At 68.2% G+C, this 15,932-nt stretch carries 12 protein-coding genes; 4 read left to right on the top strand and 8 right to left on the bottom strand.

Annotated features, from left to right (window positions below; all coding sequences use genetic code 11):
* Window positions 1-86: 86 nt before the first annotated feature.
* Entirely contained in the window at window positions 87-2,723 is a 2,637-nt protein-coding gene (mutS, locus tag E6C72_RS11705; protein WP_109442697.1) for a DNA mismatch repair protein MutS, read from the bottom strand.
* Between the two features lie 245 nt (window positions 2,724-2,968).
* On the opposite strand from mutS, the gene E6C72_RS11700 reads away from it, so the two are divergent.
* On the top strand, window positions 2,969-3,487 hold the full coding sequence (locus tag E6C72_RS11700) for a hypothetical protein (protein WP_109442632.1): 519 nt from the start codon (window positions 2,969-2,971) through the stop codon (window positions 3,485-3,487).
* Between the two features lie 45 nt (window positions 3,488-3,532).
* Here E6C72_RS11700 and E6C72_RS11695 read toward each other — a convergent pair whose 3' ends face one another.
* On the bottom strand, window positions 3,533-3,856 hold the full coding sequence (locus E6C72_RS11695; protein ID WP_109442631.1) for a hypothetical protein: 324 nt from the start codon (window positions 3,854-3,856) through the stop codon (window positions 3,533-3,535).
* Window positions 3,857-4,103: 247 nt separating this feature from the next.
* Window positions 4,104-4,454 (bottom strand): hypothetical protein, encoded by a 351-nt coding sequence (locus E6C72_RS11690; protein ID WP_109442630.1) that lies wholly within the window; start codon window positions 4,452-4,454, stop codon window positions 4,104-4,106.
* Between the two features lie 230 nt (window positions 4,455-4,684).
* Between E6C72_RS11690 and E6C72_RS11685 the strand changes: the two genes are divergently transcribed.
* Window positions 4,685-7,528: a [protein-PII] uridylyltransferase gene (locus E6C72_RS11685; RefSeq protein WP_109442629.1), complete on the top strand. Its 2,844-nt coding sequence runs from the start codon at window positions 4,685-4,687 to the stop codon at window positions 7,526-7,528.
* Window positions 7,529-7,588: 60 nt separating this feature from the next.
* Here the strand turns inward: E6C72_RS11685 and ccoG are convergent, their stop codons facing one another.
* From ccoG to E6C72_RS11670, 3 genes are all read right to left on the bottom strand, one after another.
* Window positions 7,589-9,106 (bottom strand): cytochrome c oxidase accessory protein CcoG, encoded by a 1,518-nt coding sequence (ccoG, locus tag E6C72_RS11680; protein ID WP_109442628.1) that lies wholly within the window; start codon window positions 9,104-9,106, stop codon window positions 7,589-7,591.
* 140 nt (window positions 9,107-9,246) lie between these two features.
* The gene (locus tag E6C72_RS11675; protein ID WP_109442627.1) at window positions 9,247-10,167 is read right to left on the bottom strand and encodes a pyridoxal-phosphate dependent enzyme; all 921 of its coding nucleotides are present in this window, start codon (window positions 10,165-10,167) and stop codon (window positions 9,247-9,249) included.
* A 63-nt stretch (window positions 10,168-10,230) separates the two neighbouring features.
* A complete protein-coding gene (locus tag E6C72_RS11670; protein ID WP_109442626.1) occupies window positions 10,231-10,809 on the bottom strand; it encodes an HD domain-containing protein in 579 nt (192 codons plus the stop codon).
* An 84-nt stretch (window positions 10,810-10,893) separates the two neighbouring features.
* Here E6C72_RS11670 and E6C72_RS11665 point away from each other — a divergent pair, with 84 nt between their 5' ends.
* A complete protein-coding gene (locus E6C72_RS11665) occupies window positions 10,894-12,084 on the top strand; it encodes a VWA domain-containing protein (RefSeq protein WP_109442625.1) in 1,191 nt (396 codons plus the stop codon).
* 257 nt (window positions 12,085-12,341) lie between these two features.
* Here the strand turns inward: E6C72_RS11665 and E6C72_RS11660 are convergent, their stop codons facing one another.
* Entirely contained in the window at window positions 12,342-12,566 is a 225-nt protein-coding gene (locus E6C72_RS11660) for a hypothetical protein (protein WP_136700730.1), read from the bottom strand.
* Between the two features lie 223 nt (window positions 12,567-12,789).
* On the opposite strand from E6C72_RS11660, the gene E6C72_RS11655 reads away from it, so the two are divergent.
* The gene (locus E6C72_RS11655) at window positions 12,790-13,512 is read left to right on the top strand and encodes a hypothetical protein (RefSeq protein WP_109442624.1); all 723 of its coding nucleotides are present in this window, start codon (window positions 12,790-12,792) and stop codon (window positions 13,510-13,512) included.
* Between the two features lie 90 nt (window positions 13,513-13,602).
* Here E6C72_RS11655 and E6C72_RS11650 read toward each other — a convergent pair whose 3' ends face one another.
* Window positions 13,603-15,855: an SLC26A/SulP transporter family protein gene (locus E6C72_RS11650; protein ID WP_199228835.1), complete on the bottom strand. Its 2,253-nt coding sequence runs from the start codon at window positions 15,853-15,855 to the stop codon at window positions 13,603-13,605.
* Window positions 15,856-15,932 lie beyond the last annotated feature (77 nt).

Genomic DNA, 15,932 nt, shown 5'->3' with positions numbered 1-15,932 from the left:
CTCACCTGCCAAATCCCCTTCTCCCCCCCGCTCACGCGCAAACGAAGTTTGCGCGTGAGCGGGGGGGAGAAGGGATCTCCAAGAAATCAGCCCACCATCCCGCGCAGCCGGTACAACTCCTCCAGCGCCTGCCGCGGCGTCAGACTGTCCGGGTCGATCCCGGCCAGCGCCACTTCCACCGCCGACGGCCCCGCGGGCGCCGCCTCCACCTCCGCCACCACCTTGGCCGGCCGCTTCAGCGCCGCGCTGAACAGCGGCAGATCCTCGGCCAGCCGGTGGATCGTCGCGTTCTGGTCGCCCGATTCCAGCAGCTTCAGCACCTCGTCGGCCCGCCCGACCACCGCCGGCGGCAGCCCGGCCAGCTTGGCGACGTGGATGCCATAGCTGCGGTCCGCCGCTCCCGCCGTCACCTCGTGCAGGAACACCACGTCGCCCTGCCATTCCTTGATGCGCATGGTGTGGCAGGACAGCGCCGGCAGCTTCGACGCCAGCATCGTCAGTTCATGATAGTGGGTGGCGAACAGCGCCCGGCAGCGGTTCACGTCGTGCAGATGCTCGACGCAGGCCCAGGCGATCGACAGGCCGTCGAAGGTCGCCGTGCCGCGCCCGATCTCGTCGAGGATCACCAGAGCCCGCGCGCCCGACTGGTTCAGGATCGCCGCCGTCTCCACCATCTCGACCATGAAGGTGGAGCGCCCGCGCGCCAGATCGTCGGCGGCGCCGACACGGCTGTAGAGCCGGTCCACCACCCCGATATGCGCCCGCTCCGCCGGCACGAAGCCGCCCATCTGCGCAAGGATCGCGATCAGCGCGTTCTGCCGCAGGAAGGTCGATTTACCGGCCATGTTCGGGCCGGTCAGCAGCCACAGCCGGTTGTCGGGTGCCAGATCGCAGTCATTCGCCACGAACGGCCCGCCATGGGCGGTGTCCAGCATCGCCTCCACCACCGGATGCCGCCCGCCCTTGATGGTGAAGCCCAGGCTTTCGTCCACCAGCGGCCTGCTGTAGCGCCGCTCCTCCGCCAGTTCGGCCAGCGAAGTGGCGACGTCCAGCGCCGCCAGCGCATGGGCGGCTTGCGCGATGGCGTCGGCCTTGCCGGCGACCACCTCGACCAGCCCGGCGAACAGCTCAAGCTCCACAGCCAGCGCCCTGTCGGCGGCCTCCGAAATGCGGCGCTCCAGGTCCGACAGCTCCACCGTGCCGAACCGCACGGCGTTCGCCATGGTCTGGCGGTGCATGAACACTTCGCGGCCCTTGTCCGACATCAGCTTGTCGGCATGGGCGGCGGTGACCTCGATGTGATAGCCCAGCACGTTGTTGTGCTTGACCTTCAGCGACGGCACCCCGGCGATCTCGGCGTATTTCGTCTGCAACCCGGCGATCAGCCGCCGGCTCTCGTCGCGCAGCGTCACCAGCTCGTCGAGCGCATAGCTGTAGTCGCGCGCGATGAAGCCGCCGTCGCGCGCCAGCAGCGGCAGCTCCGGCGCCAGCGCCTGGGTCAGTTGGTCGACCAGTTCCGAATGCGCCCCCAGCCGCTTGTCCAGCGCCGCCAGCCCGTCCGGCAGCGGCAGGACGCCGGCCAGCAGTTCGCGGATCAGCCCGGCCTGCCGCAGCCCGTCGCGGATCGCCGCCAGATCGCGCGGTCCGCCGCGCCCCAGCGTCAGCCGCGACAGCGCCCTCTCCAGATCGGGACAGCTGCGCAACGCCTGCCGCAGTTCGCCGCGCAGCCGTTCCTCGGTCAGCGCGAATTCCACCATGTCCAGCCGGCGGCCGATGGCGGCCGGGTCGGTCAGCGGCGCGGTCAGATGGGCGCAGAGCAGCCGGGCGCCTGCCCCCGTCACCGTGCGGTCGATGGTGGCGAGCAGGCTGCCGCGCCGCTCCCCGCTCAGCGTCCGCGTCAGTTCCAGGTTGCGTGCGGTGGAGGCGTCGATCTCCATCACCGCCCCCGGCCCCAGCCGGCGCGGTGGCGACAGCCGGGGCACGCGCCCCTTCTGCGTCAGCTCGACATAGCCGACCAGCGCGCCGGCCGCCGCGACCTCCGCCCGCGTGAAGCTGCCGAAGGCGTCCAGCGTGCCGACGCCATACTGCGTCAACAGCCGCTGCCTGCCGTTCTCGCTGTCGAAGCGCGGGGTGGGCTGCACGGTCAGCCGCGACTTCCATTCGCCCCACAGCTCGAACAGTTCCGGCGTCTGGCTCAGCTTCTCCGAGATCAGCACCTCCTGCGGATCGAGCCGCCCCAGCGCCGCCCCCAGCCCGGTCCGCTCCACCGGCTGCACCACCAGCTCGCCGGTCGACATCTCCAGCCAGGCCAGCCCCAGCCCGCCCGCCGTCTCCGCCACCGCCGCCAGCCAGTTGGAGGAACGGGCGTCGAGCAGGCTGTCCTCGGTCAGGGTGCCGGGGGTGACGATGCGGATGACGCCGCGCTTCACCACCGATTTCGACCCGCGCTTCTTCGCCTCCGCCGGGTCTTCCATCTGTTCGCAGATGGCGACGCGGAATCCCTGGCGGATCAGGCGTTGCAGGTAATTCTCGTGGGAATGCACCGGCACGCCGCACATCGGGATGTCTTCGCCCAGATGCTGGCCGCGCTTGGTCAGCGCGATGTCCAGCGCCGCCGCGGCATTGACCGCATCCTCGAAGAACATCTCGTAGAAGTCGCCCATCCGGTAGAACAGCAGGCAGTCGGGATGCGCCTGCTTGATCTCCAGATACTGCGCCATCATCGGCGTTGCGTCGGGCGGAATGACGATTTCTGCGATGTCGGACACGGGAACCACGAAGCCTTGGGTGGGGTGTTTCAGGCGCGCACCCTATCACGGGATATGCAGCCGCGGGATAGGCCGGATAGCAGAGCGTGGGACAACAGGACGCGCACGAACGACTCGGCCCTGCGTCCCTGTTGCGGTTGACGGGCGCTCACAACCGGTCGCTACAATAGGGAAAGCTTAAAAATAGGGAGACGGCCATCATGACGCAATCGACCGGGCAGACCGTACCCGCCACCGTACCCGCTGAGGTGCGGGAGGTCGTTGCCCTTTTCGCCACCCGCGCCGCGTTCGACCGCGCGGTGGAGGCCGTGCTCGCGGCCGATTTCGACCGCGCCGATCTGTCGGTCCTGGCCAGCCACACCTCGCTTGAGGCAGCCGACCCGAAATACCGCCCGCGCGACGAGGCGCTGACCGGTCTGGTGGGCGAGCTGAAATACGCCTTCCCCCTGACCACCGCCGGGCTGATCGCCATCGTCGGCGGCCCGATCGAGGCGGCGCTGGCGGCCCTGGTCGCCGCCGGTGTCGGCGGCGTGGCGATCAAGGACTATCTGGACGAACTGACCAGCCACCCCAAGCCCGACGAATTCACCCGCGCCCTGGAGGCCGGCGGCATCATCCTGTGGGTGCGCGTCTCCTCGCCGGAGCAGGAGGCGCAAGCGTCCGCCCTGCTGGAGCGCGAGGGCGGCGGCAACGTGCATGTGAGCGTGCGCGAGGGGTGACGGAACCGTAGGGAGAGGCGGGCAGGGCGCCAGGCGGACAGGGTGTCAGGCGGTCATGTTCATCACAACGCCGCGCTTGGCATCCTGCCCCGTCAGCTTCCGTTTCAGTTCCTCGGCGATTTCCTTTTCGACCGCCTCCCGCTTGTCCGCCGGCATCGCCTTCAACTCGTCCTCCGTCATCTTGTGGCGGGCGAGCCAGTCGTCGCGGATCCGTTCGGCCGGGGTCTTCTTCGACTCCGTCAGGAAGGCGTTCACCGCGTCGGTGTCGGTGGTCGGACCGGTGCTGCTGCCCCAGCCTTTCCGGGTGGTCGCCGCCTGTGTCTGACCGTAGAGGTTGGCCGAATAGCCGGTGTATCCGTTGACCTGCATCGCGGTGATCCCGCTGTTGGGTGCGCCTTCGCCCGACGGCAGGTGCCTGGGCGCCAACCCCGATGCAAATTCAACGCCGAATGCCAAACCCTTCGGCTTCCAAAGCTTGAGGCATCAATCGAAGGCGGCGAATTCTGCCGCCGGGCAGCTTCTGCCGGTTCGATCCTGCCGGTCCCTATGACGTGAAGCCTGTCACTATCACCCCAGGCCCCATCACCCCAGGCCCCATCACCCCAGGCCCCATCACTCAGGCCGCGGCGGCTTGTCGACGCCTTGGGGCGGCGACCATCCGCAATCCCTGCACCTTGTACTGCGCCTGGACGATCGACGCCCATCCCATGCGGATCAGCGTCAGCTTCACCGCGTCCGACAGATCGTCGCCGGTGACGAGGTCGGTCACCTGCCACATCAGCGTGTCGTCCACCGACCGCGGATACATCGCGGCAATCCGCAACAGCCGCGCCATCAGCGCCGCCGTCGTCTGCCGTCCCAGCCCGCGTTCGGCCAGCGTCAGCGCGTCGTTCAGCGCCGCCAGTTCCCGCCGTCCCTTCAAGGATGACTCCTTCGCCGTGCGCTCCGCGATCGTCCGGCCGGTCATGACCCGTCTCCCGTATTACGCTCCAAACAGGATCAGTTTGACCACGCAATACTGGTGCCGCTGTGACGGCGGTCACAACCGCAGGCATAAGCAGGGGCCGGCCTCTGGTTTTCCAGTGCGGACGTGCTACCTGAAGGCTTTACCGCTATAGTGCGGCCGTTGCGGCCATATCACGATCGCCCAATCGCCGTCTCAAAAGCCGATCCAAAAGCGAAGGTTTCCCCCGACCGATGCTGTCCCGTTCCAAGGTGCCGTCCCCGCCGGAATCGCCCGCGCCCGCCATCCCGAACAAGCGCGCCATCATCTCCCGCCGCAAGCTGTCGGGGGAGCTTGAGGATCTGGTCGCCGAGCATGGCACCGGCGACAAGCTGCGGCCGGCGCTGATCGCCTGCCTGCGCAAGGCGCTGGCCGAGGGCAGGGCGGAGGTGCGGCAGCGCTTCGACGCCGGCGGGTCGGGCGAGCAGTGCGTGCGGGAGAACTGCTATCTCGCCGACCGGGTGGTCGGCACGCTGGCCGACTTCACCGTCCGCTTCATCTTCCCCACCGCCAACCCGACCTCGGGGGAGGTGTTCGACGTGGCGGCCACCGGCGGCTACGGCCGTGGCGAGCTGGCGCCCTTCTCCGACATCGACCTCCTGTTCCTGCTGCCCTACAAGCGCACGCCGCGGGTGGAGCAGGTGGTCGAATACATGCTCTACATCCTGTGGGATCTGGGGCTGAAGGTCGGCCATGCCGTGCGCAGCGTCGACGAGTGCATCCGCCAGTCCAAGGCCGACGTCACCATCCGCACGGCGATCCTCGAATCCCGCTATCTCTGGGGGCCGGGCAAGCTGTTCGCCGAGCTGCGCAAGCGCTACGACAAGGAGGTCGTCGCCGGCACCGGTCCCGAATTCGTCGAGGCCAAGCTGGCCGAGCGCGACAACCGCCACCTGAAGATGGGCGACAGCCGCTATGTGCTGGAACCCAACCTGAAGGACGGCAAGGGGGGCTTGCGCGATCTCCAGACCCTGTTCTGGATCGCCAAGTATCTCTACCGGGTCGAGGGCGTCGACGAGCTGGTCGGCAAGCATGTGCTGACGCCAGAGGAGGCGCAGCGCTTCGCCAAGGCGCAGAACTTCCTGTGGACCGCGCGCTGCCACCTGCATTACCTGACCGGCCGGCTGGAAGACCGCCTGACCTTCGATGTCCAGACCAGCATCGGTGCCGCCATGGGCTACACCGACCATGCCGGCACCAAGGGCGTCGAGCGCTTCATGAAGCACTACTTCCTGGTCGCCAAGGATGTCGGCGACCTGACGCGCATCTTCTGCGCGGCGCTGGAAGCGGAATCGAAGCGTCCGCCGAAATTCAACCTGCTGCGCCTGGCCTCGGTCGCCCGCCGCAAGGACGTGGACGGCTTCATCGTCGACGGCGAGCGGCTGAACGCCCGCAGCGACAAGCAGTTCAAGGAACAGCCGATCGACATGATCCGCCTGTTCCACACCGCGCAGATGAACGACATCGACATCCATCCGGCGGCGCTGCGCTCCATCACCCGCTCGCTGTCGGCCATCGGCCCGAAGCTGCGCAACGACCCCGAGGCCAACCGCCTCTTCCTCGACATCCTGACCGGGCCGAAGGATCCGGAGATCACGCTGCGCCGCATGAACGAGGCCGGGGTGATGGCCCGCTTCATCCCGGACTTCGGCCGGGTCGTCGCGCAGATGCAGTATGACATGTACCATGTCTACACGGTGGACGAGCACACGCTGTTCGCGCTCGGCATCCTGCACAAGATCGCGTCGCGCGAGCATGCCGACGAGCTGCCGCTCTCCACCGAGGTGATCCACAAGGTCGTCTCCAAGCGTGCGCTCTACGTCGCCGTCCTGCTGCACGACATCGCCAAGGGCCGCGGCGGCGACCATTCCGTGCTGGGCGCCCGCGTCGCCGAGAAGCTCTGCCCCCGCCTCGGCCTGACGGCGGAAGAGGCGGAAACCGTGGCGTGGCTGGTGCGCTGGCACCTCGCCATGTCGCACACCGCCTTCAAGCGCGACCTGGAGGACGACAAGACCGTCCGCGACTTCGTGGCCCTGGTCCAGTCGCCCGAACGCCTGCGCCTGCTGCTGGTTCTGACCGTCGCCGACATCCGCGCCGTCGGGCCGCAGCGCTGGAACAACTGGAAGGCCACGCTTCTCCGCGAACTCTACAACCGGTCCGAAGAACTGATGTCCGGCGGCATGACGGTGGAGGGCAGGGGCCGGCGCATCCAGGCCGCCCAGGCGGCGCTGCGCGCCGAGCTGACCGACTTCGACGACGAGGCGTTCGAGCATCACAGGGGCCTGGGCTATCCCGGCTACTGGCTGGCCTTCGACACCGACACGCTGGCCCATCAGGCCCGCATCGTCCGCGAGGCGGAGCGCGAGCAGCGCCCGCTGACGGTGGAGACCCGCGTCGACCGCGGCCGTGCTGTGACCGAGGTGACGATCTACGCCACCGACCACAGCGGCCTGTTCTCCCGCCTCGCCGGGGCGCTGGCCGCCTGCGGGGCCGACATCGTCGATGCCCGCATCTTCACCATGACCAACGGCATGGCGCTCGACGTCTTCTCGGTGCAGGACGCCGCCGGCGGCGGGGCGTTCGAGAGCGGCGACAAGCTCGCCAAGCTGTCGGTGATGATCGAGAAGGTGCTGTCCGGCCAGTTGAAGCCGCTGAACGACCTGTCGACCCGCCGCACCACCCAGGCCAGCCGCACCCGCGTCTTCCATGTGCCGCCGCGCGTGCTGATCGACAACAACGCCTCGACCACCCACACGGTGATCGAGGTCAACGGCCGCGACCGTCCCGGCCTGCTCTACGACCTGACCCGCGCCCTGTCGAACCTGACGCTTCAGATCAGCTCGGCCAAGGTCTCCACCTTCGGCGAGAAGGCCATCGACGTCTTCTATGTGAAGGACGTCTTCGGCCTGAAGGTGACGCATGAGGGCAAGCTGGCGAAGATCAAGGAACGCCTGTTGAGCGCGCTCGACGACCCCGCCAGCGAAGCCCCGCCCCCGGCGACGGTCAAGCGGACCCGGACGAAGGTGACGGGGGCGTAGAAGAATAAGCCTCTCCCCCCTCGGATACCCTCTCCCGGGGTGGGAGAGGGTACTCTTCCCTCACGGCGCCATGAACACGCTGGCGTGTTTGCCGGCCTCGCCGCTCGCCTGATCCTTGGCGATCACCGCGACGTCCGTCGAGCCCGACTTGACCGCCGCCGGCGGCACCTTCACGAACACCCGGAAGGTCGCCACCGAGTCCGCCTCCGCCTTCAGCGTCAGGCTGCTGCCGCTGCCGGCCGCCTCATCCCCCGCGACCGACAGATGCGCGTTGCCCAGACCCTCGAAGCTCACCAGATAGCTGCGGGCGATGTGCGTCTTGTTCAGCACCTTGATCGTATAGGCGTTCTGCACCGACCCGTCGGACAGCGTCACGAACAGCGGCGCCCGGTCGCGCAGCACGCTGACGTCCAGCGTCGGCCGCAGCAGCAGGGCGATGCCCATGGCGCAGAGCACGATCAGCATGATCAGCGAATAGATCACCGTGCGCGGCCGGACCAGCTTCACCCGTTCCGGCTTGCCGTCGATCTTGGCGATCTGGTTCGACTGGGTGTCGAAGCGCACGAGGTCGATCGGCCGGCCGATCTGCCGCATCACGTCGTTGCAGGCGTCGACGCACAGGCCGCAGCCGATGCAGGAGATCTGCTGTCCCTCGCGGATGTCGGTGCCGGTCGGGCAGACATGGACGCACTGCTTACAGTCGATGCAGTCGCCCAGCCCCGCCGCCTGCCGGTCGTCCCAGCTCTGCGACTTGCGCAGCGGCGCGCGGCCTTCGCCGCGCCAGTCCTCATAGGTGACCAGGAAGGTATCCTCGTCCACCATCGCCGACTGGAAGCTGCGCCACGGGCAGACATAGATGCAGATCTGCTCGCGCGCCCAGCCGGCGAAGAAATAGGTGGTGAAGCTGAACAGCGCGATGAAGGTCGCCACCCCGCTGGTGATCTCGCCGTGCAGCAGCTCGTTCATCAGTGTCGGCGCGTCGTTGAAATAGAACACCCAGGCGCCGCCGGTCAGCAGCGAGATGGCGACCCACGCCGCATGCTTGGCGGTCTTGCGCGCCAGCTTGGCCCCGGTCATCGGCGCCTTGTCCAGCCGGATGCGGGTGGTGCGCGGTCCTTCGATCTTGCGCTCGACCCACATGAACAGGTCGGTCCACACCGTCTGCGGGCAGGCATAGCCGCACCAGACGCGGCCGGCCAGCGTGGTGGCGAAGAAGATGCCGAAGGCGCCCAGGATCAGCAGGCCGGTCAGGTAATAGACCTCCTGCGGCCAGATCTCGATCCACAGGAAATAGGCGCGGCGCCCGACCATGTCGATCAGCACCGCCTGATCGGGAATGCCCGGCCCGCGTTCCCAACGAATCCACGGCGTGATGTAGTAGATCGCCAGCAGGACGATCAGCGCCGCCCATTTCAGCTGGCGGAAGCGGCCCTTGACGTCAGCGGCATAGACCTTGGGCCGGTTGATGAACCAGTGGCGTCCCGGCTCCTCATGCTGGTCGCCTTGCGGCGGAGCGGCGGCTTTGGCTGCCGGGGCGGGGCGGCGGGTGAGGGTGGTGTCTTCTTGCGGAAGGGACATGGCATCTTTCCTCGGCCGTCAGCGGCACGGGTGGCGTCAGCGTCGTCCCTTCTCCATAAGACTTCCGTCATGAAGCCGCATTGCGCGATGTCAATCGGAAGGCCGATTGCCGCAAGCGGGTCGCTGAAAGCCGGTTGCCATCAGGCGAAGCCGGCCCGCCAGCGGAACAGGTCCTCGGCGCTGGCACCGACGCCGCCGCACACGACGACGACGATCCGTCCGCTGCTTTCCGAGACGATGCGTGACCTGCCCAGTGCGGCCAGCGAAGCGCCACACGCCGGTTCGACCACCACCCGATGATCATCCATCAACCGCAGGCAGGCCTCGACCGCTTCGGCGTCGGAGACGACGACGGACTCGATCCGGCGTGACCGTGCCACCTCCAGCGCGCGGACGCAGACCGTCTTGGCCCCGAGCGAGGTCGCGATGCTGTCGATGCCGGCAAGCGTCACGGGATGATCGGCCGCGACCGCGCGTGCGAAGGACTCGGCGCCGCGGGTTTCCACCGCGACGATCGGAACGTCACCCCAGCCGTTGCGGTCCAGACCTTCGGCGACACCGCAGAGCAGCCCGCCGCCGCCGACGGAGAGGATGACGGCATCCGGCTTCCCGCCCTGCTCGGCCAACTCGTCGACCAGGGTGGCGTGGCCGGTCCACAGCAGGGGATCGTCGAAGGGATGGATGAAGGCATCGGTCGGCGAGAGCATCGACAGCGCCCGCTCGTTCGCCTCCGCCCAGGAGGAGCCATGGACGACGACCTCGGCCTGCTCCAGGCCGATCATCGCCTTGGCGCGTTCCGAGGTGGTGTTCGGCACGACCACGACCACCGGCACGCCAAGCCTGCGTCCCGCATAGGCGACGGCCAGGCCGGCATTGCCGCCCGAGGAGGAGACGAAGCGCCGCGCCCCGCGGTTCCTGTGTTCGGTGCAGGCGTGTCCGACACCACGTGCCTTGAACGATCCGGTCGGCTGGGCGGCCTCCATCTTCAGATGGATGTCCTTTCCGAACTGTCTGGAAAGGCTCAGCGATTCGGCGAGAGGCGTCTGCCGGTGGATCGTCATGACCTGCTCTTCTCCTCGGACCGGCGGGGTAAAGCCACTCCGCGTGTCGATATATCCGGCTGTCTATACCGTCTGCCCGCGCAGCTCCGCCAGCCCGTCGTGATAGGCGCGGTCGAACAGCGCCTCCAGCCGGGCGTCGACCCCGCGCAGGCCGGCGACCACCGCGTACGCCCAGTCGAAATACTCGACCTTGCGCGACAGCGGCCAGTCGGCGGGCGGACTGTGCGCCATGGAGCGCAGGTTCGACACCTTGTCTGCCAGCTTCACCAGCTTCGCCCGTGTCGAGGCGTGGGGGGCGGCGTCGATCTGGTGCTGTTTGCGCTCGGCCTTCGACATGCGCTTGTCGTCGGTGGTCTCGGCGACGACCTGCACCACCTCGGTGCCGAACAGCTGCTCGATCTCCTCATAGCTGGCGTCGGTGTCCTCCAGCGTGTCGTGCAGCAGGGCCGCGATCACCACCACCGGGTCCTTGCCCGCCGTCGCCTGCGCCACCAGCAGGGCCACCTCCGACAGGTGGTTGACATAGGGTTCGGCGCGCACGCCCTTGCGGCGCTGGTCGATGTGCTTGTGCGCGGCGAAATCCAGCGCCCGCGCGAAATCGAGGAGGGGAGCGCCCGACAAGGAAGCGTTCGGCAAGGTCATGCTGTTCTCTCGGCTGGGGCATTGCATTATTCTCCGCCCCGGGGACACCCGCCTTTGGGGATTCCTGTGCGAAGGACCGCGCCCATGTTCACGTCATTCTTCTTCGATCTGCGCAAGGCCGGCGTCCCCGTCTCGCTGACGGAGTACCTGACGCTCATGGAGGCCATGAAGCAGGGCGCCGCGTCCTTCCGCGTCGAGGATTTCTATTATCTCAGTCGTGCATGCTTGGTTAAGGACGAACGCAACCTCGACCGCTTCGACCGCGTCTTCGGCGCCACCTTCAAGGGCCTGACCGAGGAGATGCCGGCCGGCGAGGAGGTCGCCGTCACCGACCTGCCGGAGGAGTGGCTGCGCAAGCTGGCCGAACGCTTCCTGACCGACGAGGAGAAGGCGCAGGTCCAGGCGCTCGGCGGCTGGGACAAGCTGATGGAGACGCTGGCCCAGCGTCTGGCCGAGCAGAAGGGCCGGCACCAGGGCGGCTCGAAATGGATCGGCACCGCCGGCACGTCACCGTTCGGCGCCTATGGCTACAACCCGGAGGGCGTGCGCATCGGCCAGCACGAGAGCCGCCACCGCCGCGCCTTCAAGGTGTGGGACCGCCGCGAGTTCAGGAACCTGGACGACCGCGTGGAGATCGGCACCCGCAACATCAAGGTGGCGTTGCGGCGCCTGCGCAAATTCGCTCGCAGCGGGGCGGCCAGCGAACTGGACCTTCCCGGCACCATCCGCGCCACCGCCAACAACGCCGGCTGGCTCGACCTGAAGATGGTTCCGGAGCGGCACAACACGATCAAGGTGCTGCTGTTCCTCGACATCGGCGGTTCGATGGACGACCACATCCGCCTCGTGGAGGAGCTGTTCTCAGCCGCCCGCAGCGAATTCAAGCATCTGGAGCACTTCTACTTCCACAACTGCGTCTATGAGGGCGTCTGGCGCGACAACGCGCGGCGCCACACCGAGCGCCTGTCCACCTGGGACGTGCTGCACACCTATCCCGCCGACTACAAGCTGGTCTTCGTCGGCGACGCCGCCATGAGCCCCTACGAGATCGTCTATCCCGGCGGCAGCGTCGAGCACTGGAACGAGGAAGCCGGGCAGGTGTGGATGCAGCGCCTGCTGTCGGTCTATAGCAAAGCGGTGTGGCTGAACCCGACCCCGCCGCAATATTGGGACTACACGGAAAGCACCCGCCTGCTCCAGCGCCTGATGGGCGGGCGGATGTTCCCGCTGACGCTGGAGGGGCTGGACGGGGCTATGCGGGAGTTGGGGAGGTGATTTCTATTGCTTGGATTTTTCCATTCTTCCAATTTCTACGCATTGAAACCTGATTTCTATATTATTTGTCCCATCTCCATTTTGGGTTGCTTTTATGGGAAGTATTGCTGCGATGGAGTGTCCCGATGCAGTTAGGTCAGTATAATGCCTCGACGATGCCTGGATGGTCATCCCTGTAGCGCCGGTAGAGCTTCTGGAATTCGTCAATTGGTTCAAAGCGTGCAACGACGGGTCCAGAGGGCGGTGCCATGAGGGTGTCAGCCGTTTAACCAGCGGAGGTAGTCTTTGCCGTTCATCGCCTCTCCAGAAGCCGGGGCTTCCGACAGCGCCTTCACGCGATCAACCGACTCAGGCATATAAGACGGTTCAGCGTCCGGGCGTGTAGACACCGCGAAACGGCCAGTTACGCCATCGCGAGTAACGCGAACAGTGCCGACCTTCTTCTCGCCAAGATGTTCCAACGGTTTGCGTTGGGTGCCCATGGCCGTTCTCCGACAAACTGCATTCATTCCTACAGGTGGTGTCTTCCAGCGTCAAAAGCAAAGAGACATGCGGTACTGCCTCATTGCCGCACCTCGAAGCCTTCCGGCGGCAGGGTCATGGTCACTAGTCTCTATAACTCGCAAATATGAAAATTATCCTACCAAGATCCCGAAATTCTCGCTGAAATAGGAGCGTCCACCCACCCCCTCCCGGAGACGCCCCATGCCCGACTGCCTGTCCCCCGCCGCCCACCCCGCCGACCACTTCCCCCGCTGGGCCGAGGAGCCGCCGGTTCCGCCCGAAGGCTCCCTCGTCCCCGGTTCGCGGTTCCACGAGGAGCAATGGGTGATGGCCGCCGGCATGCTGGCGCGCGGCGCTTCGTTCCAGCAGGTCGCCCGTGCCATGGGGTGCAGCCGCACCACGCTGTGGCGGGCCTATTACGGGTCGCAGGCGTTCCGCCACCGCGTCTGGTGGGAGCGGCAGGCGCTGAACCGGGAGTCGGAACTTCGGCTCGGCTCGCTCCGTGCCCTGGTGACCGAGCAGATCGAGCGGCTGGTCTCCGCCGGCGATCCCTCCACCGTGCGCTGGCTGGCCGAGCGGCTCGGCCTGTTCAGGGACTTCGACGACCAGGGCCGCAACCACGCCACCCCCTCGCCGGACCAACCGGCGCCCGGCGATGCCGTCTCCGCAGAGCCCGCAAACCCCGCCGAACCCACGGCACCCGCCGCCCCGCTCCCCGGCCTCGACGACGACAGCGTCCCCGGCGCGATCCGCGAGCACACGCCGCCCGACCCGAAGGTGATCGCCGCCATTCTCGCCCGGCCGGAGGCGGAGGGGCCGAAGGGCGTCTATCCCTGGACCGTCAACCCCGACGATCCCTATCCCAATCTCGGCTCGGCCCTGGAGCGTCAGGGCGGAAAGGGCGTTTTCCCCCGCCGCCGCTGAGCGGATGCGACGATGGAACGCCCGCGGAAAACCAGTTCACGGCGTTTCAAACGTTCCATCGGCACCGCCCCACGTCGCCGGCCGGCCGCCTCAGCCCACCGCCTGCTCGATCAGCCGGTTCGCCAGCGTCACCTTCTGCGCCAGCGTCGTCGCCAGGATGCGGTGCAGGACCAGCGCCAGTTCCGGATCCTCGCGCTCCAGCCGGGCGAGCGTCGCGGCGGTCAGGCGGTGGATGGTGGCGGGGGTTTCCACCACCACGTCGGCGCCGCGGGTCTGGCCCAGCAGCAGGGCGATCTCGCCCACCACCGCCCCGGCGGTCATGGTGCGCAGCCGCAGCGTCCGGCCGTCGGGCAGGGCGATCTGCACCTTCACCCGGCCGCGCCCGATGATGAAGACGTCGCTCGCCGCCTCGCCGGCGCGGATCAGCAGCTCGTCGGGCTCCAGATGCAGGGTGTCCAGCGCCGCCACCGCATCGGCCAGCCGGGGGTGCGGACCGGTCATCGCCTCCAGATGGCGCAGCAGCGGCGTGTCCGCCCCCGCCGCCCCGGTCCCCCCGCCGCTCTCGGCCAGCAGAGCCTCCTCGCAGGCTTCCAGCGCATGATCGAGATCGGGCGCCCGGCGCAGCACCGGGTCGCGGTCGGGGTCCAGGCCGCAGGTCCGGAAGGCGTCCTCCACCGTGGCGGGCAGGGCGCTCAGCACCAGCGTCGCGCCGGCCGCCTCCATCAGGTTGCGGATGCGGCGGAACACTCCGGCCGCCGCCGAATCCATGCCCTTGATGTGGCGGAAGTCGATGATCAGGAAGCGCAGCGGCCGTGTGTCACCGCGTCCCAGCCGGTCGCGGATCGGCCCGACGATCTGCTCGGCGGTGCCGAAGAACAGATAGCCCTGCAGCTGCATCGCCTCGATCGCCGCCCCGGTGCCGGCCAGATGCCGGCTGGCCGCCGGGCTGCGGTCGACGCGGCTGCGCAGTTCCGCCCCGCTGTGCCGGCCGCGGATCACCGGCAGCCGGGAATAGCTGTAGACGAACATCGCCAGCGACACCGCCAATCCCAGCGCCAGCCCCTCCATGAAACCGATGCCGGCGATCGCCAGCACCACGGCCAGCACGATCAGCCACTCCGTCCGCGGCAGCCGGCGGCGGGCCTCGACCAGCCAGTCCTGCAACAGCTCGATGCCCAGGAACAGGACCAGCCCGGCGGTGAGAAACACCGGCGTCACCGACACCAGCCACCCCGCGACGGACAGCCCGCCCAGGATCACCGCCGCCGTCGCCAGCCCGGCGCCGCGCCCGGTGGCGCCCAGCCGCCCGGCCAGCAGGGTCATGCCCAGCCCGACATAGCCGGACGGCCCGCCCAGCGCGCCGGCCAGCAGGTTGGCCGCCCCGGTGCAGCGCAATTCGGCGTCGGCGTCGATGTCATGGCCCTGGGCCAGTTCCCCCTGGGCCAACTCGATCCCGCTGACATTCAGCAGAAGGCCCAGCATGCCCAGTACCGCGACCGAGATCATCGCCGGCAGCGCCGCCGCCACCCGGCTCCAGTCGGCCAGCGCCAGCACCTCCGTCGGCACCGGCAGGCTGAACCCGCCTGTTGCGGCCGCCGCCGGCAGCCAGCCCCAGCCGCGCGCCTGCTCCGCCGTCACCCCCAGCAGGGGCAGCCCGGCATGAAAGGCCAGCGCCGCCGCCAGCAGCATGATCGGCATGGCGAACGGGCTGTCGTTGCGCCGCATCACCACCATCAGCACCACGGCCAGCGCGACCGCCTCCGCCGCGGTGACCGCCGTCATCGGATCGGCCAGTTCCGCGAGGCCGGCACTCATCCCATGCCGCCCGCTGACCATCGCCAGCGCCCCCTCCACCAGCAGCCAGCCGGAGCCCGCCAGGAACCCGGCCACCACCGGATACGGAAAGAAGCGCACCAGGCGACCCAGCCGCAGCCGCCCCACCGCCCAGAACAGCAGCCCGGTCACCAGCGTGCTGCCGCCCAGGATGGCGAAGGCGGTGGCGACCCTCACTCCGTCCGGCGCCTCCTCCAGCCCCGCCGCCATGGTCGCGACGGTGGAGGCGAGGATGGCGACCCCCGTCTCCTGCACCAGGGCCACGGAGTTCGGCTGCGTGCTGCGCAGCGCCACCAGCAGGGCGAGGATGGCGGCGCTCAGCAGCACCACGCCGACCCCGGCCCCCAGCCCGGCCGCCAGCGGCCCGGTGAACAGCAGCGCCGCGATCGCCAGCCCGTTGCCCAGATTGTCGATGCCCGCGATGAGCCCGATCATCGCCGATGCGGCCAGGGTTCGGCCGCGACCGGTGGGAAGGCGGGCGGACCGATTCCGATCGGAGGCGTCGTTCATGATGTCGCGTCTGGTCCGGATGCTGGGAATGGGCCTCTGTTACGGCGGCACGCGGCCGTCGCAGGCGCGGCAGTGAG

Source organism: Azospirillum sp. TSH100, from assembly GCF_004923295.1.
Lineage (GTDB): Bacteria > Pseudomonadota > Alphaproteobacteria > Azospirillales > Azospirillaceae > Azospirillum.
Note: the sequence above shows the minus strand (reverse complement) of the source record. Positions and strands in the feature narration are given on the sequence as shown.